Below are 25,839 nucleotides of genomic sequence, written 5' to 3' on the forward strand. Positions count from 1 at the left end.
TTTACTCAACTTTACGCTATGTTGTGTACTTATCCTGATCACTTACACCGGGCAGGTGCACAACATATGATGATTGAACCTATTATTCAGGGCGTGGTTGCACGTTCCGCTCATCCATCCGGCTGCGAACAAGCCGTTCTTCAACAAATTCAATACGTAAAATCTGCCAAACCGATCGCCCACGGACCGAAGCGCGTTCTGATTCTCGGCGCATCATCCGGCTTCGGGCTGGCGGCACGCATTGCGCTGACTTTCGGCGCGAATGCTGACACCATCGGCGTCTCTTTTGAGCGTGGCCCGTCAGATAAAGGCGTTGGCAGTGCTGGCTGGTACAACAATCATTTCTTTAAACAACACGCAGAAAAAGAAGGCCGGGTTGCCATCAATATAAACGGTGATGCCTTTTCCCAGCAGGTAAGAAACGAAGTGATTGAAGCCATCGAAACCTATTTTGAAGGCGAAGTTGATTTGGTGATATACAGCCTTGCAACCGGAGTTCGACCAAATCCAGAGACTGGCGAGCTCTGGCGTTCGGCGATTAAGCCGATTGGCGAACCGGTGTCGGGATCGTCGATTTTGTTGGAAAACGATCAATGGATCGATTCTCAGTTAGAGCCCGCTTCAGAGAAGGAAATCGAAGCCACCATTAAAGTCATGGGAGGCGAAGACTGGGAAGATTGGATTGACACGCTGATCAATAATGACTCCATCGCCGAGGGGTGCAAAACCATCGCCTTCTCCTATATTGGCCCCGAGGTCACACACTCTATTTACCTCGACGGCACACTGGGCCGTGCCAAGGTCGACCTGCACCAAACCAGTCACTCGCTCAATCTAAAACTGGCAAACTATAACGGTGGCGCTTATGCCACAGTGTGTAAGGCCCTAGTCACCAAAGCAAGCGTGTTTATCCCAGGTCTTAGCCCTTACATGATTGCCTTGTACAAAGTCATGAAAGAAAAAGGAACCCATGAAGGCTGTATCGAACAAATGCACCGCCTGTTTGAGGAAAAACTCTACTGCCGGGCTGGTGTTCCGGTCGACGGAGAACGGCTGGTGAGAATGGATGACTGGGAGTTAAATCCCGATACGCAGGAAAAAGTTCGTGCACTCCTTGGCAAACTCAACCAGAGCAACTTCCAACAGCTTGGTGACTATGCCGGATATAAACAGGAGTTCCTGCATCTGAACGGCTTTGGTTATGAGCAAGTGGATTACAATCAGGATGTCGATCTCACCGCGTTTACGGATTGATACGCTTTTTTAATCTCATCTCAATGCTGAGACTTGACCAATTCCTTGTGTGCCCCACCTCAAAGTGGGGCATTTTTTCGTACATTATTGTCAATCTCTATAATAATTAAATAAAAAAGCAGCCCGTTATTGCTTGACGTTTTAGTCGTAACATCTGGTGCACGGAAGCACGGTTTGGCCGCAACAAGGAAGAATGTATGTCAAAAATCAATACTCGCGAGTTATCGATCCCTTCGGAGATGCTCAGCGGCTGGCAGACGATCGTCAATTTGCTTGCTGACATTGTTGAAGTTCCCTCAGCCTTGGTCATGCGTATCCATGATCAGCATATCGAAGTGTTTTCTAGCAGCAGCAATACCACCAATCCCTATAAAACAGGAGACTCTGAATCATTAGGACAAGGTTTGTACTGTGAAACGGTGATAAACGAGCAGCGTGAACTCTTGGTTCCGAACGCTCTGTCTGATCCCGAGTGGCGTGATAACCCCGATGTAGCGCTCGGTATGATTGCCTATTGTGGCATTCCGATAAACTGGCCAGACAATTCACCGTTTGGCACCATTTGCGTGTTGGATACCCAAGAAAACCATTTCAACGATCTTTACCGCCAACTGCTGGCGAGCTTTCGTGACTCAATCGAATCTCAACTCACGACCGTCTACCAGAAAGAGAAACTCCAGGTGTTAAATGAAGAGTTACGCTCCAGGGTCGACACCAGAACAAAAGATTTAGTCGATCTGAACTATTCACTGAATCAGGAGATTGACCGCCGACGAGCTGCAGAGCAGGAAGTCGCTTACCGAAAACGACATGATATGGGGACTGGTTTTCTCAACCGAAAAGCACTCGAAGCCGAGCTGGATACCCAGCTGAAAAGTGCGGATCAGAACATCAAACCATTAGCGCTGATCCACATCGGCTTCACCAATGCACGACGTGTACAGTCCAAATACAGTTATTCCATCTGGGAAAAGGTGCTGGTGCAGTATCGGGAACGCCTGGGTGACCTTTCTCAGTACGAAGCCATTACGGCGCGACCGACCTCTACCGATATCGTTCTGGTTGTAAAAAGTCAGCATCTGGACGACAGCTTACACCGCTTATGTCTGGCGCTGGTGGAACTGGGGTATCAGGAATTTGAGGTGGACGGCGAACAACTGCTACTCCACTCTTTCATCGGGATTGCCAAAGCCACGCCGGGCATCAACGGCACAACCCTACTCAAACACGCCACAGAGGCAATGCTGTCGTGTAAAGATTCGGGGCATAAGTACAGCTTTTACTCACAGGATCTGTCCGCTTCACAGTCACACATCAGCCAGCTTGAGGGTTACCTTCTGCAAGCGGTACGCAACGACGACTTGCTGCTCTATTTTCAACCTAAAGTATCACCCGTCACACATCGCTGGTCCGGAGCGGAAGCGCTACTGCGCTGGAAGCACCCGATTCTAGGGGATATCAGTAATGAAACATTGATTCATATGGCGGAGCAAAATGGGTTAATTTTTGAAGTCGGCAACTTTGTATTACGGGCTGCGATCGAAAAAGCCGCCGAATGGGCTCCTCGTATCGATGACTTCAAGCTGGCGGTGAATATCTCTGCCATGCAATTGAAAAATCCACTGTTTGCAGAGCAGGTCAACGAACTGCTGCATACGTATCAGCTTCCCGCTCATTATCTGGAACTCGAAGTGACCGAAAGCAGCTTAATTGCAGACGAACATGTGGCCCAAAACAGCTTAGAAGCGTTGCACCAACTAGGAGTGACATTGTCACTTGATGACTTCGGCACCGGTTATTCCTCTTTCAACTATCTGAAAAAATTCCCTTTTGACGCCATTAAAATCGACAAGAGCTTTATGCAGCAGTTGGACAGTAGTGATGATGACAAAGAGATCGTCCGTTCTATCGTCAACGTCGCAAAGAAACTTGAGCTGAAAGTGACCGTCGAAGGCATCGAAAGTCAGCAGCATGAGCAGTTTATTATTGAAGAAGGCTGCGACTTTGGTCAGGGCTATTTTTATGGGTTACCCATGCCTTGTGATGAATTTGAAGCCTGCCTGAACAACCAAAATTACACTGGTAGCATTGAAATTCGTTACCCACAATAGCATCATCTCCTTTACTCACCGGGCGGTGATTCCTATAATCCCCGCCTTTCTCCATCTTACCAGGCAGTCATCATGGATCAGTTAACCGCGACCCTGAAAAAAATAGAAAAACAAAACTACCGCGCCTATCAACAAATCAAAGGTGAATATGACTTCGGCGACTTTCGTCTGTTCATCGATTATGTCCAGGGCGATCCGTATGCTTCAGCGTCGCGTCTACGCGCTCTTCGTGCCTGGCCCCTTACCGGACTGGAGTGGCTTCTGGATGAGTCTCCTGCCTATCAGATGGCCGCCCGCGACTTTATTGCCCGCAGTTTCGCTGAATTTGCTAAGCAGGAAAACAGTGTCAGCATCGCACTGACCGGACAAACTGTACTGGATAACACCGCGGTATTGTTTACCGAAGAAGGCATAGAGCTGCGTTTTCGTCTTAACCTGCCCGCTGAAGGCCGCAGTGTTCTGGGTAAGAAAGCCAATAACATTCTCACATTCCATTTGCCTAAGTTTCTTCGCCGCGCCACGTTGGAGCGAGAGCTTGATAAAGCAGCACTGATCCAACATTGTGAGGTGGTCGAAGATCAGGAAGCCCTGCGTGCTCAGTTAGACGAACATGATCTCGCTGCGTTCGTAGGGAACGGCAGTGTTCTGCCTCGTGTCGCTGGTAACTGCGATCTACCGATGAAAGAAGCCGTGGCGTTTGTGTCGCCTCAAGCACTTCAAATCGAACTTGATACGCCGAATCAAGGGAAAATACTCGGCATGGGCATTCCGAAGGGCATCACACTGATTGTCGGTGGTGGTTTTCACGGTAAGTCGACGTTGCTGAATGCCATAGAGAGATCCATTTACAACCACATTCCGGGTGACGGTCGTGAACGTATTGTTACGGATTACAATGCAATGAAAATCCGTGCGGAAGATGGCCGGTGCGTTCACCACCTCAACCTCTCAAACTACATCAATCATCTGCCGATGGACAAAGACACCGCGGACTTCACCACACAAGATGCATCCGGTTCAACGTCACAGGCGGCCTGGCTTCAAGAGTCTATCGAGTCCGGCGCCTCCACTCTGCTGATTGATGAAGATACGTCTGCGACAAACTTCATGATCCGCGACGAACGGATGCAGGCTCTGGTGGCGAAAGGTGATGAGCCAATAACCCCTCTGGTTGATCGTATCGGGCAATTACGTGATGAGCTCGATATCTCAACCATTATCGTTATGGGTGGCTCTGGTGATTATCTGGATGTGGCCGATACCGTAATACAAATGCACGACTATCAGGCTGTTGACGTCACAGAAAAAGCACAGCAAGTCATCAAGCAACACCCGACCATGCGTCACAACGAATGTGAGACACCGCTGGACACGTTCCGCCCACGCGCGTTAAACCGCGCCAATTTGCAGGCCATTCTGGCAGACGGCAAGTTTCGCATTAACGCTAAGGGGAAAGACTCATTGCGTTTTGGCAAAGAGTTCACGGATTTATCTGCACTTGAGCAGTTAGAATCGGCCAATGAAGTGAACGCCATTGGTTGGCTGTGGTTCCAGTTAGCGCAGCTCCCTGGCTGGTCGGAAAATCCTGCTAAAGAGCTGGCAGCAATGCTACATAGCACACAGTGGTACAGCATTATTCCAAATCATGGCGATCTGGCACGCCCTCGTGTTCTGGATACCATGGCCGCGCTCAACCGAATGCGTAAATCTCAATTCAAACCGGCTAAATAACACTCGCTGGAATTAAAACGCCGATGCGTCAGCATCGGCTTTTTTGCAAGGACACAAGATGCCATTTTCGCTGACTACGTCACGTCTGATATTAAGAGATTTCACTCCAGATGACCGAGATACATTTATCGCCCAGTGCCAACATCCGCACTACCAGCGGTTCTATCATCCTTCAGACCATACTCAGGACGCCCTGACAACGAGAGTCGCTGAGTTTATCAACGAAGCGACAATGACTCCACGCTCCCGCTATCATTTGGCCATTGTCGAGAAGGCAAGCCAACGACTGATTGGGGTTGCAGGCATGCGCCTAGAAGACAACGCCAACGCCGCTATTGGATTTGGCCTTAATGTTAATGAACACGGTAAAGGGTATGCGTTTGAAGCGATGACTACGTTGCTGGAATTTGGTATCGCCAGTTATGGCATTAAGCGCATTTACGCTGACACTTTGGTGGAGAATCGACCTGCGGTTATGCTGTGTCAGCGTTTAGGATTAATAGAGTTTGAACTAAGTGATCAACCCGACATATTACGGGGCACTAACGTCCAGCCAGTGCGATTGTTCGGCTCAGTACTCTGAACGGAGAACATTCCAGGCAGAGCAAAGGATCCGAAACTGCTCACTGTTGCCGTTCTCACGATCGGGATGCCATTTTAAAGCCAGCTTTCGCCAGCGTTTCCGTATTTCGGCCGAAGTGGCGTCCAGCGGTAAGTCGAATAATCTCAGCGCTTTAGCTTTATCCAGATTCCCGATTTCTTTACTACCAACAAAATCCCGGTAGCGGGTCCAGAATTCATTCAGCAGGCGTTTGACTTCCCCTTCTTCCGCTTCATAGTTGTGCCAGTCACTGTAATACTCACGCAATGGGTCTTCCATGTCGATCACATGCCCTGACGAGCGAAAAACGTAAGTCAATTCAATGTCCATGGCTTCCACTTGCAGCCACTGTCGCGGATAGAGTGTTTCCTGCAGTTGATACAACGCGTTCATCATCAGGAAATTACGCTTAAACAGGTCTTTCTCCGGAGAAGAATCCAATACCGGCATCAATTCCAGTTCACTTAAACGCGCAGCTAACGTGTGTACTTTCCAGCCCTGGGGCTGCTCTTTCAACACTTCCAGAATAGGCCACAGTAGTGGATTCTCGATTTCGTGTATAAATTGTTCCGAAAGTTGATGCTGTTCAGTCATAGTCGAATGCTTGATCCTTAAGTCGTCGCTCTCTCACTATAGGATCAAAATTCACCAGATTCAGCCACATGGAACAAAGGAATTGATCTCTGCGACAAAAAAGCCAGCTTTCGCTGGCTCGTTGCTTGATTAGATAACACCCAGTTCACGCAGACGCTCCATCAGGTAGCTGTGCGCGGTATAGCGTTCAGACAGAACCACGTCTGGTTTTGGGTGCAAGAACAGAGGCAATGAAATACGCGATTTCTCCTGACGTTCACCCGTCGGATTGATCACTCGGTGTGTCGTGCTTGGGAAATAACCACCGGACGCTTCCTGAAGCATATCTCCGATGTTGATGATCAGATTACCGAAATCACATGGCACATCAATCCACTCACCTTCCTGGCTTTTAACTTGCAGACCCGGCTCGTTAGCGGCTGGCAGAACTGTCAACAAGTTGATGTCTTCATGAGCAGCGGCACGAATCGCACCAGGCTCCTCATCACCACTCATTGGTGGGTAGTGCAGAATACGCAACAACGTTTTGTCACTGCCATTGATCATCTCTGATAAAGCCACAGAGAACTTCTCTTGCACGTCTTTCGGCGCATGTGCTTCAACCCAGCTCAGCAGAGTCTGGGCAAATTCATTCGCACGCAGGTAGTAGTCCAGAATCTGAACTTTTAGCTCTTCAGGAATCTGCCCCCAAGGGTACACATGAAAATACTCTTTAATGTCTTTGACCGAATGGCCCTTAGCCACTTCAGAGACACTTGGTGGAAAGTAGCCATCTTGGGTATCAACGTTAAATTGGAATTCATTTTTGCGTTCTGAACTAAAAAACTCGTACCAATTCTGATAGATAGACTCAACCAGTTCTTGTGGGATTGGGTGATTTTTCAGAACACCGAATCCGGTTTCACGTAGTGATTTGACAAATTGCTCCGCCGCATCTTCGGCAAGGTAATCGACAGTTTCCAGTTTCATGACTTTACTATTTGTTATTAATGGCTTTGAGCGGCTGATAATAGATACCCACCGTTTGTAAATCAAACTTTAATGAAATGCTGAAGTTTAATTGTGAAATTATTGAGCGATCTTCGATGTTTTCAACAGCAATCGTTTACGTCGTGTGGAAAAACACACAATTGAACAACGTTCGATTGTGTGTCATGCTTCTGTGAATGGATAAAGGCAGGAGCCACTATGTCATCAACCAATTCCACTGTATTACCGTTCAAAAACAACAGAACTCTTCTTATATTGACGCTTCTTTACGGGGTGTTATTTATCTTCAGTGCTATTGAGCCTTCTTCACGTGCGGTATGGGTAGCTGAAATCGTCCCTGCTGTGCTCATTCTTGGCGGCATCTATGCGCTCTCACAGCAATTCCGTTTTAGTGACACTGCTTATGTGATGATGTTTATCTGGCTGGCACTGCATACTATTGGCGCAAAATACACCTTCGCTGAAGTCCCCTTTGACTGGTTCAATCAGTTAATTGGCTCAGAAAGGAATAACTTTGACCGCGTGGCTCACTTCTCTATTGGCCTGTATGCTTATCCCATTGCTGAATACTTAATCAGAAATAAGCATTGCAAACCTGTGTTGGCTGGCTTTTTTGGTTTGTTCGCGATCATGAGTGTTGCAGCTGGCTATGAAATCATCGAATGGTGGTATGCGGCTGTTGCTGGCGGGGATGAAGGCATCGCTTTTCTGGGATCTCAAGGCGACATTTGGGATGCTCAAAAGGACATGCTGTGTGACACATTGGGCGCGATCACATCGTTGTGCATAATGATCGCGCAATCCCGGTTTCGCTAAACCTGCGTATTGGCCTGTAACCAGCTTAAATAAGGATTGAAGCCATCGATAATCGGCACTTGTACGATCTGCGGAACTTCGTATTCATGAACCGCTAACACTTCTCGTTCAAGTGCCTCATAACATGCACAACGTGTTTTAATCACCATCAATATCTCGTCATCACGACATACAGCGCCTTCCCAAACATAATGACTGTTGATAGGAATCGTTTGGATGCATGCCGCCAGTTGATGGCGCAACAAACTCTCGATGATCTGATCGGCGTTTTGGTGATTGTTGACTGTGGTCAGAACAATACAGAATTTTTCAGATTCCATCTTCATTCCCTCCGATTGGCACGCCTTTCATCACAGGCGTGGTAAATTTTTCGATCTAATGGTGATTGCGGCTCTGCGTTTGCATAAATACCACACTATTAATTATGAATTGGCTCTCAAAGTACACAAATAAGATTATCAATATAACTCCGCATTAAACCTGATCATCTATGATGGTCAGGCATAACAAAAAACATTTCTATCTATTATTTGCTTGCTGAGACGATTTATGAACACACCAAAAACCAATGCAAACGCAACATTGTGCTGCCCTTTATGCGAAAGTGAAGAATTTCTGATTTCGGAAAACAGTCACAATATGCTGTGCGCTCACTGTGGCTCCTTTCTGCAAAATATCAACCAGATCCATCGCACGGTCAGTAATTCAGGGCTAACTTCAGCTTCAACCAGTTACATTCACAACACCAACTGCACGTCACACTGAAACTGCACTGGCGGAAAACAATAAAGCCAAACTGATTCGCAGCTTGGCTTTATTTTCGCGTTATAACCATTGGGAGATATCCCTAAGATTGTCGATCGCGTGAACGGTGTGTGAGTAGGTTCTGGAGTGTGGTCCGAGTAACTGCAATGTCCTCACGCCAGCGCGCAGCCCGGCCTCCAACCCCTTCGGCGTATCATCGATATATAAGCACTCTTCCAGCGTAAAACCCATATTCATCGCAGAGTAACGAATGAGGTCTGGTTCCGGCTTCCAGCTATTGGTATCAAACGCAGAAAACACTTTACCTTCAAAATACGGCATTAACCCCGTCAAAATCAGGGCATGCTTGGTCTTTTCCTGAGGGCCGTTGGTAGCAACACAGTACTCAATGTGTCTGGAATCGAGCATCTGAAGAATGTCCTGAGCGCCATCCATCGCCTTAAGGCCGTGCTCAAAAAGCTTTTGAACTTCATCACGATAAAGAGGTTCCAGAACATCAATGGACACCTGAAGATTCAAATGATCACGTGTTTGAGCCAAAATATCCGCCAGCTTGCCCCCCTCAAAATTCGCCAGAGCATCTTCGTAGCGATATCGGGCACCAAAACTGTTAAACACATTGACCAGCGCCTCGCAGCACAATTTTTCACTATCGACTAACGTGCCATCACAATCAAAAATGACACATTTCACCTTTTTTTTATGCATTTAAGTCACCTAAGCTGCTAACGCTAAATTCGATAATAGGTGCTAATAGCCATGCATAAAGGATCCAGTTAACAGAAATAGTGTATTGCTCGGCGTGAATGACAAAAGTTCAGACAATATCACTCTTTCTCATTCATCAAGTATCAGCTTGTTCGATGTAAACGGTTTTCCCACTCTGGGGTAGCTGGCATTTTTGTGCCACGGAATACGCAAAAGCCTGAGCCAGTTGGGCATCGTTTCCTTGTGCTACCACATCAGAAATCAATGATGCCGACTCTTGTTGCGTAACAATAGCGCACGCGACAGGTTCACCAGACTGAAAGCCAAGGTAAAGGTCACACGGTGAGGAGTAGATAATTTGGGTGAAAAATTCGATCGTCAAAGCCTGTTCCTGCTCCCCTTCCCAAACCTGCGCCTGAAGCAAAGCAAACATCACCGTGAGGCGGTGAAAGTCGACCAGGAAAACGTCTTGCTCCGGAAACAGTGTGCTTCCTGCGAATTCATCCTGGCTCAATTCGTGGTAGGTAAATAATGCGGCTCGTTTTTGATAAAGAGAGTGACCAGCAAGACTTTCCTGAGTAGGAAATTCAACATCGATCTGACTGGCAAGCCAGTTATTTTTGAGTTCGGCGATAGCCTGCACAGAAGTTGCCATTGTCAGTCATCCCAAGTAAGGCTTAAAATCATGCAGGCAGCATACCACCCCGTATGTGATGAGCAAGCAGTTATTTTCTAAGCGTTTCTTTGTCTGAACAAACTGCTATCATGGGTAAAAACATTGACAGGAAAAAGAAATGCTAAAGAAAATCACCCTGGTGTCTATGATTTCGCTCGGGCTGGCTGGCTGTAGTGGTGACGAGGTTGGTGACGTCAGCCTGGGATTATTCACGATGAAAGACATTAAACTTAACTACCTCCAGGACCCTATTGTCAGTGGCGTGACTTGCCACGTCGCCTCCATTGAAGCCGACTTGAGCCTGGCAGATCCTTCAGACAGTTCGATTTCCTGTCGTCAGACTGGCGAAATCACCCCGGAAATGATTGCTGAGATAGACAAATCCGCTTCCGGTGAAGTGGTATTTAAAAAATCAAAAAGCATCTTTTTTAAAAGTATGAAAATCAGACGTATTCTGGACGCGCAAAATCAAACTCTGATGTATATCTCCTATTCGACCAAAGAAACATCCGGCAGCTTTAAGCATAGCTTGTCGACCGTGCCGTTATGGGGAACCAAAGCTTACGGCGCATACACAACAGATAAGAAATAATCAACCAGAATCTAAGAAGGCGACGACTGCTCACGTTGTCGCCTTTTTATGTAATAAAGATGAAAACTATCTATTCTTTGTGTGATATGATGCGGCAAAATTTTTAACCTCACTGACAACATGAAGTTTCCCGGACAGCGCAAATCTAAGCACTACTTCCCTACTCACGCCCGCGATCCAATCTTAAACCAAGCCCGACAAGCACCTAAATTATATCGACCTTTTATTGTCGGCGTCGGCCAGACAATCGTAGACATTGAAGCACGCGTTGATGACGAGTTCCTAAATAAATACGAACTGAGTAAAGGGCACTCTCTGGTTCTGGAAGAAAGCAAAGCGGACGATCTCTATGACGAACTGGTTGAGCGTGGATTGATCACACATCAGTATCCGGGAGATACCATAGGTAACACTCTACACAACTACTCTGTGTTGGCTGACAGCAAATCGGTTCTGCTTGGTGTAATGTCAAAGAATATCGAGGTTGGGTCTTTTGCGTATCGGTATCTTTGTCGTACTTCATCACGTATGAACCTCAACCACCTGCAAATGGTGGACGGCCCAATCGGGCGTTGTTATACCCTGATTTCTGAAGACGGGGAACGTACCTTCGCGATCAACGAAGGTCATATGAACCAACTGCGTCCGGACAGCATTCCTGAAGAAGTCTTTGATAAAGCCTCAGCCCTGGTGGTTTCTTCATATCTGATGCGAGGAAAACCAGAAGACCCGATGCCAGCAGCCGTCGCACGTGCCATCGACATCGCTAAACAGAAAAACGTACCTGTCGTCCTGACGCTGGGCACTAAGTACGTGATCGAAGGCAATGAAAAATGGTGGCAGGACTACATCAAAGAAAACATCACCATTGTGGCGATGAATGAAGAAGAAGGTCACGCGCTGACCGGCGAGAAGACGCCATTGCTGGCTGCAAATAAAGCGCTGGACTGGGTCGATCTGGTGTTGTGTACCGCAGGCCCAGATGGCCTCTATATGGCAGGTTTTACAGACAAATCAGCACTGCGCGAAACTGAGCTACCGATCTTTGAAGGACCTATTGCCAGCTTCAACCAGTTCGAGTTCAGTCGCGCGATGCGTGAGTCGGATTGTCAGCACCCGCAACGGGTTTATTCTCACATCGGGCCATACTTAGGCGGACCTTTAGAGATCAAAAACACCAATGGTGCCGGTGATGCGGCATTGTCAGCCTTGTTACACGATATGGCCGCCAACAGCTTTCACCTTAGGAACGTGCCTAACTCATCGAAACACGATCACACCTACCTGACCTACTCATCGTTGTCGCAGATTTGTAAATACGCCAACCGGGTCAGCTATGAAGTACTCACCCAGCACTCTCCTCGCCTGTCGCGCGCCCTTCCTGAGCGAGAAGACAGTCTGGAAGAAGCCTACTGGGATCGCTGATACCAAACAAAAAAACCCGCCACCGGCGGGTTTTTCTTTATTCATCAGTATCGGTTACTTGGTTTGTTTTGGTTGAACAAACTTACGGCTGACATCCACGACAGCGACATCATTGAAGAAACTTCTACCGAGTAACAACGGAAACGCCAGATGGGTTCTATCTGCCAACGTGAACTCCGTCTTTTGTTTTAAGTCACCAATCTGGATCCAGGCAGCGACAACCGCACGTTTTTGAGATTCATCGCTACTGGACTGCTTAATCTTAACCCAACGTTCAACTGGCAAAGCAAGCTCTTTGCTCTTGAGCTTGTCATGCTCAATTTTAAACTTAACCCATTCTTTGCCATCGCGTTCAAAAGGGATCACGTCAATAGCACTGATGGATGAAGTCGTTGCGCCGGTATCGATTCTCGCTTTAAAGAACTCGGTCAAACCAGGAACATATACCCATTCTTGCTCGCCCAGAATCAGTTTTCCATCCGATGTCTTCTTCGGTAGCGGTTTTGGCTTAGGTTTCACTTCCTGAGGCTTCACCTCAGGTTCAACCTTCTCGGTTTTAACCTCTTCCTTCGGTTGGGTTTCCGGTTGAACCACTTCTGGTGTGGTTACCTCCGTTTTGGGGTTCTCAACCTTAGGCTGTGTTTCCGGCTCCACTGGAACTTGACTGGTTGTCGTACAGGCGACCAGACCACCGCACAACATTAGTGGTAATAACAATTTCCATGGTTTGTTCATTCAAATACCCGATAGTAATTATTTTGAAACGCTCACAATGGCACTGGCAACATAAGGGATGTGTTTCTCGGTCAGGCCGGCGATGTTAATTCGGCCATCTCCCACACCGTAAATCCCATATTCTTCACGCAGTTGTGCCATCTGTTCTGGTGTAAATCCTAGCACAGTGAACATGCCTTTGTGTGACTCAATAAAGTCGAACTGAGCCGTTGCATGAACGTTACGAAGCTCTTCACACAGTAAATGGCGTAGCGCCACAAGACGTTGTTGCATACAACTGAGTTCTGCTTTCCACACTTGGGTCAGCTTATCATCCTGCAGGATAGTTTTAACCAGGGCGGCACCATGATCCGGTGGCATCGTGTAGGTGGCGCGTGCCAGCGTCAACAGTTTACCTTTGGCGTTGGCAACATCCACATGGTTTTTACCCACCACGATAGCCGCACCAGTCCGTTCGCGATACAAGCCAAAGTTCTTGGAGCAGGATGTAGTGATCATCATCTCCTCCACATTGTCGGCCATGTAACGCAGCCCTTTTGCGTCCTCTTCCAAACCATCACCAAATCCTTGGTAGGCAATATCGACAAATGGCATGAAGCCTTTAATTATCGACAGTTTGGTGATCTCCTGCCACGCAGCAAAGTCAATATCTGCGCCAGTTGGGTTATGACAGCAGCCATGCAGCAAAACCACATCATTTGGCCCTGCTTTAGACAGATCGTCCAGCATGCGCGCCACATCGACCTGCTTGGTTTCCGGGCTGAAATAGTGATAGAACTTCACTTTCAGGCCAGCGGCTTCCATCACGGGTTTGTGATTCACATAACTTGGATTCGAAATCCACACTGTGGTATCAGGCTGGGCCACTTTCATCAAGTCTCCCAACATACGCAGCGCGCCACTGGCACCAGGTGTTTGGATTGCGGCGACACGATCCATCGCAGCTGTGCCCGATAACAGCAAATTGACCATCGACTGGTTAAACTCTTCACAACCAGCAAGACCGACATAGGATTTTGTGGTTTGTGTAGCAACAACGATGTCCTGAGCCTGCTTAATCGCTTCCATCACCGGTGTTTCGCCGGCACTGTTTTTATACACGCCGATACCGAGATCGACCTTGTCTGGTCGAGGATCATTCCGGTAAGCCACAGAAAGAGAAAGAATAGGATCAAGTGCTGGTGTTGGTAAGTGTGAAAACATGAAAGTCACAACCCTTTGAAATTCAAGTAGTGGCTCACGTTAACACTTGTTCATAAAAATTCGAAGCGAAAATTCTTATCCGATTAAAATTCGGTGAACTTGTGGATGATTTGGTTGGAACTGCCACGCCATTGCAAAGATGGGTCTGCTTTATCCTGTTCAAATCGCCCATCGACCAGCACGTCGATGTATGAGGCAACCTCTTTCTGAGCATCGTTTAACTCTTGCAACGTGTATCCGGTCCACATCCAGATATCTTTGTCAGGACATTCCTTCCTGACGCGCTTAACAAGCTTAAGCACAGCATAAACATTAGCAGGGTGAAGCGGATCACCACCTGATAGTGACAAGCCACGTCGCTTTATCCGCGTATCGTTCAGATCATTAATGATCCGATCTTCGGCTTGCTGAGTAAACGCGCTACCAGCATCGAGCTTTTGCGTTGATTGATTGTAGCATCCACGGCATTGATGCACGCATCCTGAAACAAACAGCGTACAGCGTGTCCCGGGACCATTCACCACATCAACGGCGTAATATTGGCAATAATTCATTGTTATTCTCTGCGTCGCACTGCCGGAGACCTGCCCCGGCAGTGCATGTCCGGATTAAAGGTGTTTCACCCGACGTTTCACTTCTTCTTGTTTACCAAAGTTAAACGGACGCGCATCCGGGCTTCCCAGATAACCGCACACGCGACGTGTTACCGACACTTTAGAAGAGTCATGATTACCGCACTTCGGACAAGTAAACCCCTTGCTGGTGCAGTCGAACTCGCCGGTGTAACCGCACTCATAACACTCATCGATTGGTGTATTGGTGCCATAGTAAGGCACTCGGGTATAGCTGTAATCCCAAACGTTTTCTAATGCCTCGACGTTCTGCTGCATGTTCGGGAACTCGCCGTAGCAGATAAAACCACCGCTGGAAATTGGCGGATACGGTAACTCGAAGTCGATCTTATCGTACGGATTGACTTTCTTTTCCACATCAAGATGGAAGCTGTTGGTGTAATAACCTTTGTCTGTGACGCCTTCAATGACGCCAAACTCTTTGGCATCGATACGGCAAAAGCGATTGCACAAGTTCTCGCTGGGGGTGCCGTATAGGCTAAACCCATAACCTGTCTCATCCGCCCATTGATTCACGGCCTGTTTAAGTCGCGTAATGATGGCCACCGCTTTGTCGCGCAGCTCTGCGTCATCGTACACATGTGTCTGATTACTATAGAGCGCATTAATGGTTTCATGAACGCCGATGTAGCCAAGAGAAATAGATGCTCGGCCATGCTTGAAGATATCCGCAATGGTGTCTTCTGCTTTGAGCCGAACTCCGCATGCCCCTTCCATATACAGAATCGGGGCCACGCGGGCACGTACGTTCTCCAGGCGACTGATGCGAGTCTCCAGTGCACGTCGTGCCAGTTTAAGTTTAGTATCCAGTAACTCGTAAAAACGGTGTTCGTCGCCCTGAGCCTGAATCGCGATACGCGGCAAATTGAGGCTCACTACCCCGAGATTATTACGCCCTTCATGGACCAGCTCACCATTCTCTTCATAAGTACCAAGAAAACTGCGGCACCCCATCGGCGTTTTAAACGATCCGGTCACTTCAACAACCTTGTCATAGTTAAGGATATCCGGGTACATCCGCTTGCTGGCGCATTCAAGTGCAAGCTGTTTGATGTCGTAATTGGCATCGCCTGATTTGTGGTTCAGTCCATCTTTGATTGCGAAAACCAGTTTCGGGAAAACAGCTGTTTTTCGGTTTTTACCTAAACCCGCAATGCGGTTTTTCAAAATAGACTGTTGGATCAGACGTGAAGCCCAGCTCGTCCCCAGACCAAAGCCAAACGTAACGAACGGTGTTTGCCCGTTAGCGGTATGCAGCGTGTTTACTTCGTACTCCAGTGACTGGAAAGCGTCAAAACACTCTTTCTCCGTGCGTGCGTCTGCAAACGCTTGAGGATCGTGAATATCCCACTCTTGCGCAATTTTCAGATGTTTTTTATGGCTGGCGACAACATAGGGCTCAAGAACCTCATCAATCCGGTTGATGGTGGTACCACCGTAAATGTGGCTGGCAACCTGAGCAATGATCTGTGCAGTCACCGCCGTGGCAGTTGAAATTGACTTAGGTGTGTCGATCTCTGCGTTGCCCATTTTGAAACCGTGGGTCAGCATCCCTTTCAAATCGATCAGCATGCAGTTAAACATCGGGAAGAATGGGGCGTAATCCAGATCGTGGTAATGCAAGTCGCCCTCTTCGTGGGCCTGAACAACATCGCGTGGCAGAATGTGTGTCTTCGCATAATGCTTCGCAACAATCCCGGCCAATAGGTCACGTTGAGTCGGGATCACTTTGCCATCTTTGTTTGCGTTCTCGTTGATCAGGTCAACATTACTTTCTTCAATAAGCCCTTCAATTTCCCGTGTCAGTGCACTTTGCTTTTCTCGCGCAATGTCACGATCGTGACGATACTCAATGTAAGAACGGGCCAGTTGTTTATACGGCCCTTGCATTAACTCATTTTCGACCCGATTCTGGATATCATGAATATGAACTTCATCGTATTCTTTAAGCTGTAACTCGACCGCTAACGCAACATTCAGTGCGTAAATCGCGATTTCTTTATCGACATTTTCCGCCGCGGCTTCCACTGCTGCCTGAATGCGGTCCCTGCTGAACGGAGCTCTTGAGCCGTCGCGCTTAATTACGATTGGTTTCACTTTTTCTCCTTACCCCAGCATGCTCGCAGAGTTATCCACAAACACACCATATAGGGTTATTTCTTATCTAACTACCACAATATATTGTGGCGTATTTAACGAGAACGACCACTAAAAAGTATTGATGTAGATCAACCAAAACAGACGGGAGATTAAGAACAAATCGATCTTATTGCGCGTGATCTCAATTGAAAAAGAAACTGTGAAAATTCAATTTTTTCCCATATTTGAACTTGATTTTTTGCGAGAGTTGCTAGGATAAGGAACACAGACATCAGAAGGGTGTATCAAGTATGAAAACGACTATTTTTCGTTCATTTTTATCGGCAGCGATACTATTTGGCTTCTCACTTCCTGCTACTGCTCAATCAGTCGCTGTGACGTCTTGGAATATCGAATGGCTATCCAGTAATCCGTCGCCGTCCGTGACAGAGTCCCAACGTGACGAAGAGGACTTCAAACAGCTTGCGAATCATTTTCGTCAATTCACACCCGGGATCCTGGCATTTCAGGAGGTGAATGATTATGGCGCTATCAATCGCGTGGTCGGTGATGATTACCAGTTGGTGATGTCAGACCGTTCCGAGTCCGGAAACGGGCGCTTTCAGTTTAGCGACATCAATCAATATACAGGGTTTGCGATTAAGCGCGGTATTCCGTTCACTAATGTGAAAGATGTCCGGCTGGACAAAGGCCAAAGTAGCAAACTCCGATTTGCAACTTACGTGATTCTTTATCCAGATTCAAATCGCCCCGTACATGCGTTGTCCGTTCATCTGAAGGCTGGTTGCAGCGGCGCTTACCAAAATGAGCGAGAATGCCGTATTCTTAATTCTCAGGCCAAAGCGCTCAACACGTGGATTTTGGATCGAACCCGTACTGGCCAGCCATACCTGATTATGGGAGATTTCAATCACAATCTGGCTTATCAGGGGGATTGGTTTTGGTCGACCTTAGTGAAAGGTTTGGATGATGAACCTACATTGACGACACGCTACACCAAAGCAGAATGTAAGGTTCGCTCCAACAAAGACCCTAAACGCACTCATCAGTTTAGATCCTTGATCGATCACATTATTGCCAGTCCGGATTTCGATGCCGGGCCGGCAAAACAAAATACGTTTAGCAGTGAGGATGTACTCAAATTTAAACTGAGCGATCATTGCCCTGTCAGCACCCAACTGAAATGGTAACGGCTCTGCCGGGTCTCCCGGCAGAGGTCATCAGCTAGCTCCGCTTCTTCATCACCGAGTAATAGAACACTGATATCGAATTGTGAACATAGGTGGTCCTCCCCGAATCACATCCACGTGTGTCAGGTTATGTCATCTGAGCGGGTGCGTTTTATACTTTCTTGAACGTCAGCATCCAATGCATCGCTCCAATCCCCACCATCATTGCGATAAAAAATGTCCATACCCCAGGGTTACCTAACGCCAGACTCGATACTGCGGGACCTGGGCAAATTCCAGCCACTCCCCAACCGACACCAAATAATGCCGCTCCTCTCAGAAGATTCGCATCAATACGCTTATTGTCTGGCACACAAAATGTGTGAGCCATCACTGGCGCCGATGTCTTTCGAATCGCAAAGAAGTACGCTGGCATGAAGACCATCAAGGCGCCCCCCATCACGAATATCAGACTGGGATCCCACTCGCCAGCAACATCTAAAAAGCCGATCACTTTGGCCGGATCAGCCATGCCTGATATCACCATGCCTAACCCAAACAACATACCGGAAACCCCAGCAGCCAACCGAAACAACACTTTGTTCATCATCAAGAATACTCTCTTATTCTCATACGACGTGAAGACGAATAAACACCGTGACACCGGCCACCAGCATGAACGTCATCGTAGCCACAATAGAACGCCGTGATAAACGACCGATCCCACAAATGCCATGCCCGCTGGTACAGCCATTCCCCAACCGAGTACCCAAACCGACCAACAAGCCAGCCGCCACCAACATCATAGTGCTGTAGTTAAATTCGTCTGGCGCGTGCTCAGCATAGGCCAGAGCGCCAAGGAATCCACCTGCAACCATACCGACGATAAACATCAATCGCCATGAAAAATCTTCGTGCTTTGGCGTTAATAGCCCTTTCAAAATGCCACTAATACCAGCAATTTTACCGTTCACTAGTAACAGCATCGTGGCCGAAACGCCCAATAGCACTCCACCTGCTAATGATTCCCATGGAAAAGAAAATGACATGACTTCACACTCCTTCACTACTGACAAAACACGCTGTGCAAACTGGTGATCAGGTGCGAAATTCTGGGATCCGCTAAGGAATAAAACACCTGTTGCGACTCTTTTCTCGCCTGAATCATCTGATGCTTTCTCAATACCGTGAGATGCTGAGAAAACGCAGACTGACTGAGCGATGAGTTCTTCTGCAACTGACCCGCCCCAACTTCACCTTGCGTTAACTGGCACAACACCATAAGCCGCTCAGGATGCGCCATAATTTTGAGCAGCTCAGCCACTTCCTCAACGTTTGATTTCATTTGATCAATGTTGGCTGTATCCATAGAAGGTCTCATACTCATACGACTTATTTAGATGTTACTAATAAATGAAACTTAGTCAATACTAAATTAGCATTAACAGATTTAGCAATACTTACATTAGACTTTGCTAAAATTTAATCTTATAGTAAACGCGTCATCCAGTGTATGGGATACACAATGACGATCGAGAATGGTGTTAGAGTATTGGCAGGCAGTATAATTCTAATTTCATTACTGTTAACCGCTTTGTTCATCCTGGCTTTGTATGGTCAACGACATTTATTGGCCTGAACCTAATTCAAAGTTCATTCACGGAACTATGTCCGGCAGCGGCAATTTTGAGAAAACTGGGACGGCACGAAAGCGTCAACCAAATTAAGCGGAGTGAGAATATGACAAAAATAGTGATCGTTGGTGGCGTGGCAGGCGGTGCCTCCGCGGCAGCTCGTGCTCGCAGACTGAGTGAAGACGCAATCATCATCATGTTTGAACGGGGGCCGTTCGTTTCTTTCGCCAACTGTGGTCTGCCCTACCACATTGGTGGTGACATCAAGGAACGCAGTAACCTCCTCCTTCAGACACCAGAAAGCTTCAAGGCGAGATTCAACGTCGATGTACGTGTCATGAACGAAGTAACCCACATAGACCGCAACGCCAAAAAGGTCACGATCAAAAACCTCGTTGATGGCAACGAATATACCGAAAGCTACGACTTTTTGCTGCTCAGCCCGGGGGCAGCTCCGATCGTTCCACCGATCCCAGGTTTGAGCAACCCATTGACGCATTCACTGCGTAATATTCCTGATATGGACAAAATCCTCCGGACACTACAAATGAACAAGCCTGAACACGCCACTGTTGTCGGCGGTGGTTTCATTGGCCTGGAAATGATGGAGGCATTCCACCAACTCGGTATCAAAACGACCTTAATAGAGATGGCTGACCAGGTTATGACTCCCGTCGACCGGGAGATGGCAGGTCTGGTACACGAAGAGATCCGAAGCAAGGGCATCGATCTTCGTATTGGCGTCGCTTTAGAGTCTGTTGAGTACCAACTTAACCCCTCGATGGCCAGTCAGGACTCCGGAGAGAGCGATGAGCACCAACACATTGAAGGCGAGTTGACGCTGTCCCTCAACAATGGTGACACATTGGTGACTGACATTCTCATCATGGCAATTGGCGTACGTCCCGAAACCACGTTGGCAAGCCAGGCGGGTTTACAACTCGGTGAACTTGGCGGTATTGCCACGAATGCAGCCATGCAAACCAGCGATCCCTTCATATACGCTGTTGGCGATGCCGTTGAGGAAGCTGATTTCATCACGGGTAAACCGACCTTAGTGCCTCTTGCAGGGCCAGCGAACCGACAAGGACGTATGGCCGCAGACAACATGCTGGGTCGGAGTGAGTCTTATCAGGGAACACAAGGCACGACAATCTGTAAAGTCTTTGATCTGGCCGTGGCCTCCACCGGTAAAAACGAAAAACAACTTCAGCGAGAAAACCTTGTGTACGAGAAAGTCTACGTACATACCGCCAGCCACGCCAGTTACTACCCTGGCGCTGAAGTGGTGTCATTTAAGCTCTTGTTTGACCCTGTTTCCGGCCGGATTTTCGGCGCACAAGCTGTTGGAAAGGACGGTGTCGACAAGCGTATTGATGTCATGGCGGTGGCGCAGCGTGCTGGTATGACCGTTGAACAACTTCAACATCTGGAACTGACCTATGCACCGCCCTATGGCAGCGCCAAAGACGTCATCAACCAGGCGGCGTTCGTTGCCAGCAATATCATGAAGGGTGATGCCAAAGCCATTCACTACCACGATATGGATCAACTCGGTGACGAGCAGATCATTCTGGATGTGCGTAATCCGGGTGAACGCGACAACAATAACCACATCGCCGGGGACATCAATATTCCGGTCGATCAATTAAGGGATCGCTTGAATGAACTGCCCAAAGACAAAGAAATCATTATTTACTGTCAGGTTGGATTACGCGGTAATGTTGCTTATCGTCAGTTAGTAAACAATGGTTTCCGCGCCAGAAACCTGTTAGGCGGTTACCGCACTTACAAGTTCTCACAAGCTTGATAGAACGAAGAGGGAGAGCTTATGCTCTCCCTCTCTGTGCTAACCATTTTGTGGCAGTAACAATGACGCATGCGCTGCGACAACTCTTAACATGTTGTTCTCCCTCGCCCATACACGAGTAAAAACAAACTCACCACTTGCTTCCTGTCCTTCATAACGACCTTCAATGGCCGCATTGGTCTGCACGATTGCTGAATCAGCTAACAGTATGATCTGCATTTCTGACAGCTCGATCACGCCTAGTTTCAGTTGCCCGGCCTGATGCATTGCAATATCCGCCGCTTTGCCTATGCGCTGACCAAGGTGATTGACGAATATCAGCGAGTCTGACAGTAAATCGGATAACGTCATCACGTCCGATTCCAACATTGCTAGTTTCAGCCTCTGCTCACTATCCTCAATGTCTTTACGTTGCATCTCGACCCCCTCGTGCATTCGTTTAATCCAATACCGGGCGGAAGAAGCTGCGCTCATAGCTAATAATGCAGTCGGTTTCTTCAGCAAACGCAAACGCGGCCTTACACGCATCATCCTGAAAAGAGTCGGAGCGGTACTTATCATAAGCACTCAACGACTCAAACGTGAATAAAGCCAGCGCCACATTACTCACCCCTTCTGATGGCAGAAAATATCCGTGATGCTGTCCGCCAAACTTTTCGACCAACGGAATCCACATTTTGGCATATTGTTCAAACAGATCGACTTTCTTGGGATCAATAACGTATCGCAAATAACAGGTGATCATAGAGTTCTCCTTACTCTTATCGTGTTGAAGTAGGTAACGTGCCCCGCTTCATCTGGCGTCCGGCAGACTCCCATAAATAAACGGACTCAGATCAATGTCTTCCAGCTCACAAACCGCCTTGATGGTCGGGTGTTCGCATAAGCGCCTGAGGTAAGACGCCAGATGGGGAAACGTCAGCGGCGAGCGTGCCACGGGTAATGACCATTCCGCCAGCATAAACAAAAAGAAATCACATGCACTGATTCGCTCGCCAAGCAGGTATTCGTGATCTGCGAGTTGTTGATCGAGCAACGCGAGTGCTTCCGCGATTCGTTCGTCCTGCGCCGCCACCACATGAGGAATAGTACTGTCATCCGTAGTGTGGCGGTGTGGGTAATAACGAACCATCAGCTCAGCCTGTAAAGTGTTGTTTAAATAAGCTAACCACTGAAAAAACATCGGCCGAAGAGGATCACCTAATGGCGGGATCAATCCATATTGAGGGTGAGACTCACACAAATGAATACAGATCGCAGAGCTTTCAAAAATGGCCTGTCCATTGTCCACCAATGTCGGTATACGCCCAGCAGGATTGAGTTTACGATACTCCGGCGACTTTTGTGAATTCGTCTGTTTATCAACCAGTAACAGCGTGTAGTCAAGCTGCATCTCGTGCAGTAAAAAGTGCGGTGCCAAGCTGGCGTTGTTCGGATAATAATAGAGTTGATACATGGTGATTCCTTTCTATGCCGTAGATTAAGCTTGTTGGTGAATAAATTCCTGCGCCATTTTGGGGCTGGTCAGACGAACAAAGCGAATGTGTTCAAACTGCGGATCCTGACTCATTGCCTGATACCGCTCTCGGTTACGATGAAAGTGCTTAATGCTCCACCACACGACAGACTCTTTGCTAAAAAACGACTTCCTGAATGTTTCCACGTTGCCTGTTCCAGGCCAGATCTCCTTGCGGGTAGCCGAACGTACCAACGCCCTTGTGACTGCCTGATACACCGTTCGTGAAAATGAATAATCAATCCATATTACCGTATCCACGTTAGACCACTTGATCGGTACCGTGCGGTTGTAATTCCCATCCAATACCCAGCAGTCCCTTTCAAGACGCTGGATTAAAGCGGCGAAAAATTCGTCATCACTGGACTCCTGCCAATTTGCTTTCCAGAACAAAGCATCCATCTCCACATGCGGGTAACGCAGTTTATCCGCCAACTGACGACTAAATGTCGACTTACCACTACCACTTGTGCCAACGACATTAATCTTTTGCATTTTAGCGTCCCCGTAACGCAATTCGGCCTTTCCAAATACCCAGTGTTATGTGTCCACTTGGCGTTATTCACCTGCGACGCAGATGTCGTTTTATTCCTATTGGGTCACATCACTGGCAAGCAACCCGTACAATGCGGAATCAGAGATAACGCCGTCGATCTCCCAACGTTGGCGTAACATCCCTTCCTGCACAAAACCCAGTTTTTCCAATGCATTGGCAGAAGAGGTATTCAACGGATCAATTTCCGCTTCGATTCTGCGCAATGACAACTGGCCAAACCCGTATTCAATCAAAGCATTCGCGGCTTCGCGCACGTAGCCTTGCCCCCAATTCGCCTTTCCTAAGCCAAAACCAATCTCAGCACGGCGGGAATGTGCACTGTAACTGAACAACATGCACTTACCGACAAGCTGTTCGTTGCTTTTCAGGTACATACCCAGAGTTAACGACTCCCCACTTACCATGGCGCTGTGGCTGGCTTGAATAAACGCTTTTGAATCATCAATTGTTTGCCAGGGAGGCGAATTCCAGTATCGCATGACTTCATCATCGGAAAAGATAGCAAACAAAGGCTCTGCATCCCCCATATCCAGTGGACGTAACACCAGACGCTCTGTTTCCAAACTTGGAAAAAACAATTCTTTCTTACTCATTCGTTCCTCTTTCGTTGATTAATTCGTGTCTGCTTTTTGTCTGACGGCCGTTCTAAGCCTGACACGTTTGATTACAGCACTCGCGACTCGCTCTCCCAGTACAGAAACCGACAGACCCAGCAGTATCAGTGCACCCGCAATCACCTCCAGTCCGCTCATTTTTTCGTTGAGTAAAAGCGATGAAGCGGCGACACCAACAATAGGGATAAGCAAAGCAAACGGTGTCACAAGCGCGGCCGAATGGTGTCTCAGCAACCATCCCCACAGAGCAAACGCAATCAAAGTCGAAACATACCCGACATAAGCCAACGACCACCATGACTGACTGGTTGTTGCCATCAAGACGCGAAGCGGCTCTTGAGTTTCAAACATATAGGAAACGACAAACAAAGGTAGCGGCGGGATGAGACTCACCCAGACCATAAAATGCAGCAGATTCACTCCCGCCATACGTTTCATGATTAGATTAGAGAAAGCCCAAAACAACGCAGCACACAAAATTAGTGTCACACCCAGTAACGTAGCACTGCCATTGGCGGTGAAAAAGAACAGGCTAAAGCCCGTCGTGGCTAGGCACATTCCCGATATCTGAAATCGGCTGATGCTCTCTTTAAACATCAACACGCTCAGCAAAACCGTAAACAGAACTTGTGCTTGCAGCAACAGCGAAGAGATACCTGCTGAAGCGTCTGTTTTCATGGCAACAAACAAAAAACTGAACTTCAGGATACCAAGAAAGAGCCCAACGCCGATCACATTCCACATCGACGTTTTGGGGAACGGAACCAGAAAAACCGCAGGAATTGCAACAACCAGAAACCTTAACCCAGAGAACAAGATCGGCGGGAGTTCGTTCAAGCCAAATTTGATGACGGAGAAATTCACGCCCCAAATCAGCACCACTAAACACGCGCAGGCAATACTTTTGACATCCATTTCAGCTCTACTTAGACGGTCCCATTCCCCGGCAACCGTTCACCATCATCTACTGTATTATTCAGGAAGCACCTTACCTGATTAGCTAAAACGTTGAAGCTCTTGTTGAAGTTGCTTCAACTCCTGGCGCTTTTCTTCAATCTTACGCTTGTATTTGCTGACCTTATCGAGTTTTCCCTTGGCTTTAGCATCTTCAAGATCGGTTTGGTACTCGGCGATGTCGCGGTTAAGCTCGTCAATCTCGTTAGTCAGCTCTTGTTGCAGTTGATCGTCGCTACAATGTGTTTTTGCCTCTTTCAACGCTTTATTTAGCCCGGAAAGTTTAAACGGATTCCCCTCGTCCTTGGCGATCTGGATCTGGCTTTCAATTTCGCAAAATTTCCGCTCACAACCGGACAGATCCTGACAATCATTGGCGAATGCCTGTCCTCCTATCACGAAGCTCAACAGGCCAACAGGTACACGAATAACAGATTTTAAACGTAACAATTTCACAGACATATCTCCCAGTTTATTCCTATAATGCAAGGCTACCCCTGCCCGGGTTCACGAGCAAGCATTGAGCGGATATTGATACCCAATCACGCCAAATTTCGCAGCTTGCGTGATTCAACTTGCAATGAAATTACCCTGATAAATATCTGACTTTTGTTTTTAACACCAACAACATATTACTGTAACATTTATCAGCA

General features: G+C 47.7%; 28 protein-coding genes and 1 pseudogene. 10 read left to right on the forward strand and 19 right to left on the reverse strand.

Annotated elements, in window-relative coordinates:
• Positions 1-66 precede the first annotated feature (66 nt).
• The 4 genes from fabV to CAG64_RS21750 all read left to right on the forward strand — a co-directional run bounded on the left by fabV (position 67) and on the right by CAG64_RS21750 (position 5,679).
• The gene (fabV, locus tag CAG64_RS21735; protein ID WP_161457390.1) at positions 67-1,254 is read left to right on the forward strand and encodes an enoyl-ACP reductase FabV; all 1,188 of its coding nucleotides are present in this window, start codon (positions 67-69) and stop codon (positions 1,252-1,254) included.
• Between the two features lie 197 nt (positions 1,255-1,451).
• Positions 1,452-3,365, forward strand: coding sequence for a sensor domain-containing phosphodiesterase (locus CAG64_RS21740; RefSeq protein WP_161457391.1), 1,914 nt, complete (start codon positions 1,452-1,454; stop codon positions 3,363-3,365).
• Positions 3,366-3,437: 72 nt separating this feature from the next.
• Complete coding sequence (locus CAG64_RS21745) at positions 3,438-5,096, forward strand: ABC-ATPase domain-containing protein (protein ID WP_161457392.1); 1,659 nt, start codon at positions 3,438-3,440, stop codon at positions 5,094-5,096.
• 58 nt (positions 5,097-5,154) lie between these two features.
• Entirely contained in the window at positions 5,155-5,679 is a 525-nt protein-coding gene (locus CAG64_RS21750) for a GNAT family N-acetyltransferase (protein WP_161452485.1), read from the forward strand.
• Here CAG64_RS21750 and CAG64_RS21755 read toward each other — a convergent pair.
• Together CAG64_RS21755 and CAG64_RS21760 are read right to left on the reverse strand one after the other, a co-directional pair.
• On the reverse strand, positions 5,668-6,291 hold the full coding sequence (locus tag CAG64_RS21755) for a DNA-J related domain-containing protein (protein ID WP_161452487.1): 624 nt from the start codon (positions 6,289-6,291) through the stop codon (positions 5,668-5,670). The two genes, CAG64_RS21750 and CAG64_RS21755, sit on opposite strands and share 12 nt — an antisense overlap.
• Before the next feature lie 129 nt (positions 6,292-6,420).
• Complete coding sequence (locus CAG64_RS21760) at positions 6,421-7,260, reverse strand: isopenicillin N synthase family dioxygenase (protein WP_161457393.1); 840 nt, start codon at positions 7,258-7,260, stop codon at positions 6,421-6,423.
• Between the two features lie 219 nt (positions 7,261-7,479).
• Between CAG64_RS21760 and CAG64_RS21765 the strand changes: the two genes are divergently transcribed.
• Positions 7,480-8,097 carry a DUF2238 domain-containing protein gene (locus CAG64_RS21765; RefSeq protein ID WP_161457394.1) on the forward strand — a complete coding sequence of 206 codons (618 nt, stop codon included), beginning with the start codon at positions 7,480-7,482 and terminating at the stop codon, positions 8,095-8,097.
• Here the strand turns inward: CAG64_RS21765 and cutA are convergent.
• The 3 genes from cutA to CAG64_RS21780 form a co-directional block, all read right to left on the reverse strand.
• A complete protein-coding gene (gene cutA / locus CAG64_RS21770) occupies positions 8,094-8,417 on the reverse strand; it encodes a divalent-cation tolerance protein CutA (RefSeq protein ID WP_040902565.1) in 324 nt (107 codons plus the stop codon). The two genes, CAG64_RS21765 and cutA, sit on opposite strands and share 4 nt — an antisense overlap.
• Positions 8,418-8,922: 505 nt before the next feature.
• Entirely contained in the window at positions 8,923-9,570 is a 648-nt protein-coding gene (locus CAG64_RS21775; protein ID WP_021705334.1) for an HAD-IA family hydrolase, read from the reverse strand.
• 136 nt (positions 9,571-9,706) lie between these two features.
• On the reverse strand, positions 9,707-10,225 hold the full coding sequence (locus CAG64_RS21780) for a flavodoxin (RefSeq protein ID WP_202601000.1): 519 nt from the start codon (positions 10,223-10,225) through the stop codon (positions 9,707-9,709).
• Positions 10,226-10,364: 139 nt separating this feature from the next.
• On the opposite strand from CAG64_RS21780, the gene CAG64_RS21785 reads away from it, so the two are divergent.
• Both CAG64_RS21785 and CAG64_RS21790 read left to right on the forward strand, forming a co-directional pair.
• On the forward strand, positions 10,365-10,838 hold the full coding sequence (locus CAG64_RS21785; RefSeq protein ID WP_161457395.1) for a CreA family protein: 474 nt from the start codon (positions 10,365-10,367) through the stop codon (positions 10,836-10,838).
• A gap of 120 nt (positions 10,839-10,958) precedes the next feature.
• The gene (locus CAG64_RS21790) at positions 10,959-12,263 is read left to right on the forward strand and encodes an inosine/guanosine kinase (protein ID WP_161448446.1); all 1,305 of its coding nucleotides are present in this window, start codon (positions 10,959-10,961) and stop codon (positions 12,261-12,263) included.
• Between the two features lie 54 nt (positions 12,264-12,317).
• On the opposite strand, the gene CAG64_RS21795 is transcribed toward CAG64_RS21790, so the two are convergent.
• From CAG64_RS21795 to nrdD, 4 genes are all read right to left on the reverse strand, one after another.
• Positions 12,318-12,998: an ATP-dependent zinc protease family protein gene (locus CAG64_RS21795; protein WP_161448444.1), complete on the reverse strand. Its 681-nt coding sequence runs from the start codon at positions 12,996-12,998 to the stop codon at positions 12,318-12,320.
• Between the two features lie 18 nt (positions 12,999-13,016).
• Complete coding sequence (locus CAG64_RS21800; protein WP_161448442.1) at positions 13,017-14,201, reverse strand: amino acid aminotransferase; 1,185 nt, start codon at positions 14,199-14,201, stop codon at positions 13,017-13,019.
• Between the two features lie 83 nt (positions 14,202-14,284).
• A complete protein-coding gene (gene nrdG, locus CAG64_RS21805) occupies positions 14,285-14,755 on the reverse strand; it encodes an anaerobic ribonucleoside-triphosphate reductase-activating protein (protein WP_161448440.1) in 471 nt (156 codons plus the stop codon).
• A gap of 54 nt (positions 14,756-14,809) precedes the next feature.
• Positions 14,810-16,930: an anaerobic ribonucleoside-triphosphate reductase gene (gene nrdD, locus CAG64_RS21810; protein WP_161448438.1), complete on the reverse strand. Its 2,121-nt coding sequence runs from the start codon at positions 16,928-16,930 to the stop codon at positions 14,810-14,812.
• 293 nt (positions 16,931-17,223) lie between these two features.
• Between nrdD and CAG64_RS21815 the strand changes: the two genes are divergently transcribed.
• Positions 17,224-18,123 (forward strand): endonuclease/exonuclease/phosphatase family protein, encoded by a 900-nt coding sequence (locus tag CAG64_RS21815; RefSeq protein WP_202599264.1) that lies wholly within the window; start codon positions 17,224-17,226, stop codon positions 18,121-18,123.
• A gap of 151 nt (positions 18,124-18,274) precedes the next feature.
• Here CAG64_RS21815 and CAG64_RS21820 read toward each other — a convergent pair whose 3' ends face one another.
• The 3 genes from CAG64_RS21820 to CAG64_RS21830 are packed head-to-tail and all read right to left on the reverse strand — an operon-like array spanning position 18,275 to position 19,471.
• Complete coding sequence (locus CAG64_RS21820; protein WP_161452554.1) at positions 18,275-18,709, reverse strand: YeeE/YedE family protein; 435 nt, start codon at positions 18,707-18,709, stop codon at positions 18,275-18,277.
• Between the two features lie 22 nt (positions 18,710-18,731).
• Positions 18,732-19,151 (reverse strand): YeeE/YedE family protein, encoded by a 420-nt coding sequence (locus CAG64_RS21825; RefSeq protein WP_161457396.1) that lies wholly within the window; start codon positions 19,149-19,151, stop codon positions 18,732-18,734.
• 17 nt (positions 19,152-19,168) lie between these two features.
• On the reverse strand, positions 19,169-19,471 hold the full coding sequence (locus CAG64_RS21830; RefSeq protein ID WP_021705345.1) for an ArsR/SmtB family transcription factor: 303 nt from the start codon (positions 19,469-19,471) through the stop codon (positions 19,169-19,171).
• Between the two features lie 156 nt (positions 19,472-19,627).
• Here CAG64_RS21830 and CAG64_RS21835 point away from each other — a divergent pair.
• A pseudogene (locus CAG64_RS21835) lies at positions 19,628-19,803 on the forward strand (YgaP family membrane protein); the annotation flags it as partial.
• 39 nt (positions 19,804-19,842) lie between these two features.
• The gene (locus CAG64_RS21840; RefSeq protein WP_161457400.1) at positions 19,843-21,546 is read left to right on the forward strand and encodes an FAD-dependent oxidoreductase; all 1,704 of its coding nucleotides are present in this window, start codon (positions 19,843-19,845) and stop codon (positions 21,544-21,546) included.
• Between the two features lie 39 nt (positions 21,547-21,585).
• Here CAG64_RS21840 and CAG64_RS21845 read toward each other — a convergent pair whose 3' ends face one another.
• The 7 genes from CAG64_RS21845 to CAG64_RS21875 all read right to left on the reverse strand — a co-directional run bounded on the left by CAG64_RS21845 (position 21,586) and on the right by CAG64_RS21875 (position 25,642).
• Positions 21,586-21,963 carry a nuclear transport factor 2 family protein gene (locus tag CAG64_RS21845; RefSeq protein ID WP_161457397.1) on the reverse strand — a complete coding sequence of 126 codons (378 nt, stop codon included), beginning with the start codon at positions 21,961-21,963 and terminating at the stop codon, positions 21,586-21,588.
• A 22-nt stretch (positions 21,964-21,985) separates the two neighbouring features.
• A complete protein-coding gene (locus tag CAG64_RS21850; protein WP_021705348.1) occupies positions 21,986-22,291 on the reverse strand; it encodes an NIPSNAP family protein in 306 nt (101 codons plus the stop codon).
• Between the two features lie 48 nt (positions 22,292-22,339).
• Positions 22,340-23,002: a glutathione S-transferase family protein gene (locus tag CAG64_RS21855; protein ID WP_161457398.1), complete on the reverse strand. Its 663-nt coding sequence runs from the start codon at positions 23,000-23,002 to the stop codon at positions 22,340-22,342.
• Positions 23,003-23,026: 24 nt separating this feature from the next.
• The gene (locus tag CAG64_RS21860; RefSeq protein ID WP_040902568.1) at positions 23,027-23,557 is read right to left on the reverse strand and encodes a shikimate kinase; all 531 of its coding nucleotides are present in this window, start codon (positions 23,555-23,557) and stop codon (positions 23,027-23,029) included.
• 96 nt (positions 23,558-23,653) lie between these two features.
• On the reverse strand, positions 23,654-24,211 hold the full coding sequence (locus CAG64_RS21865) for a GNAT family N-acetyltransferase (protein WP_021705351.1): 558 nt from the start codon (positions 24,209-24,211) through the stop codon (positions 23,654-23,656).
• Positions 24,212-24,229: 18 nt separating this feature from the next.
• Positions 24,230-25,147: an EamA family transporter gene (locus CAG64_RS21870; RefSeq protein ID WP_161453436.1), complete on the reverse strand. Its 918-nt coding sequence runs from the start codon at positions 25,145-25,147 to the stop codon at positions 24,230-24,232.
• A gap of 81 nt (positions 25,148-25,228) precedes the next feature.
• The gene (locus CAG64_RS21875; protein ID WP_337247477.1) at positions 25,229-25,642 is read right to left on the reverse strand and encodes a DUF1090 domain-containing protein; all 414 of its coding nucleotides are present in this window, start codon (positions 25,640-25,642) and stop codon (positions 25,229-25,231) included.
• Between the last annotated feature and the right edge of the window lie 197 nt (positions 25,643-25,839).

Origin of the sequence: Vibrio sp. V38_P2S17PM301 (genome assembly GCF_009904845.1) — a bacterium.
Taxonomy (GTDB): Bacteria; Pseudomonadota; Gammaproteobacteria; order Enterobacterales; family Vibrionaceae; genus Vibrio; species Vibrio proteolyticus.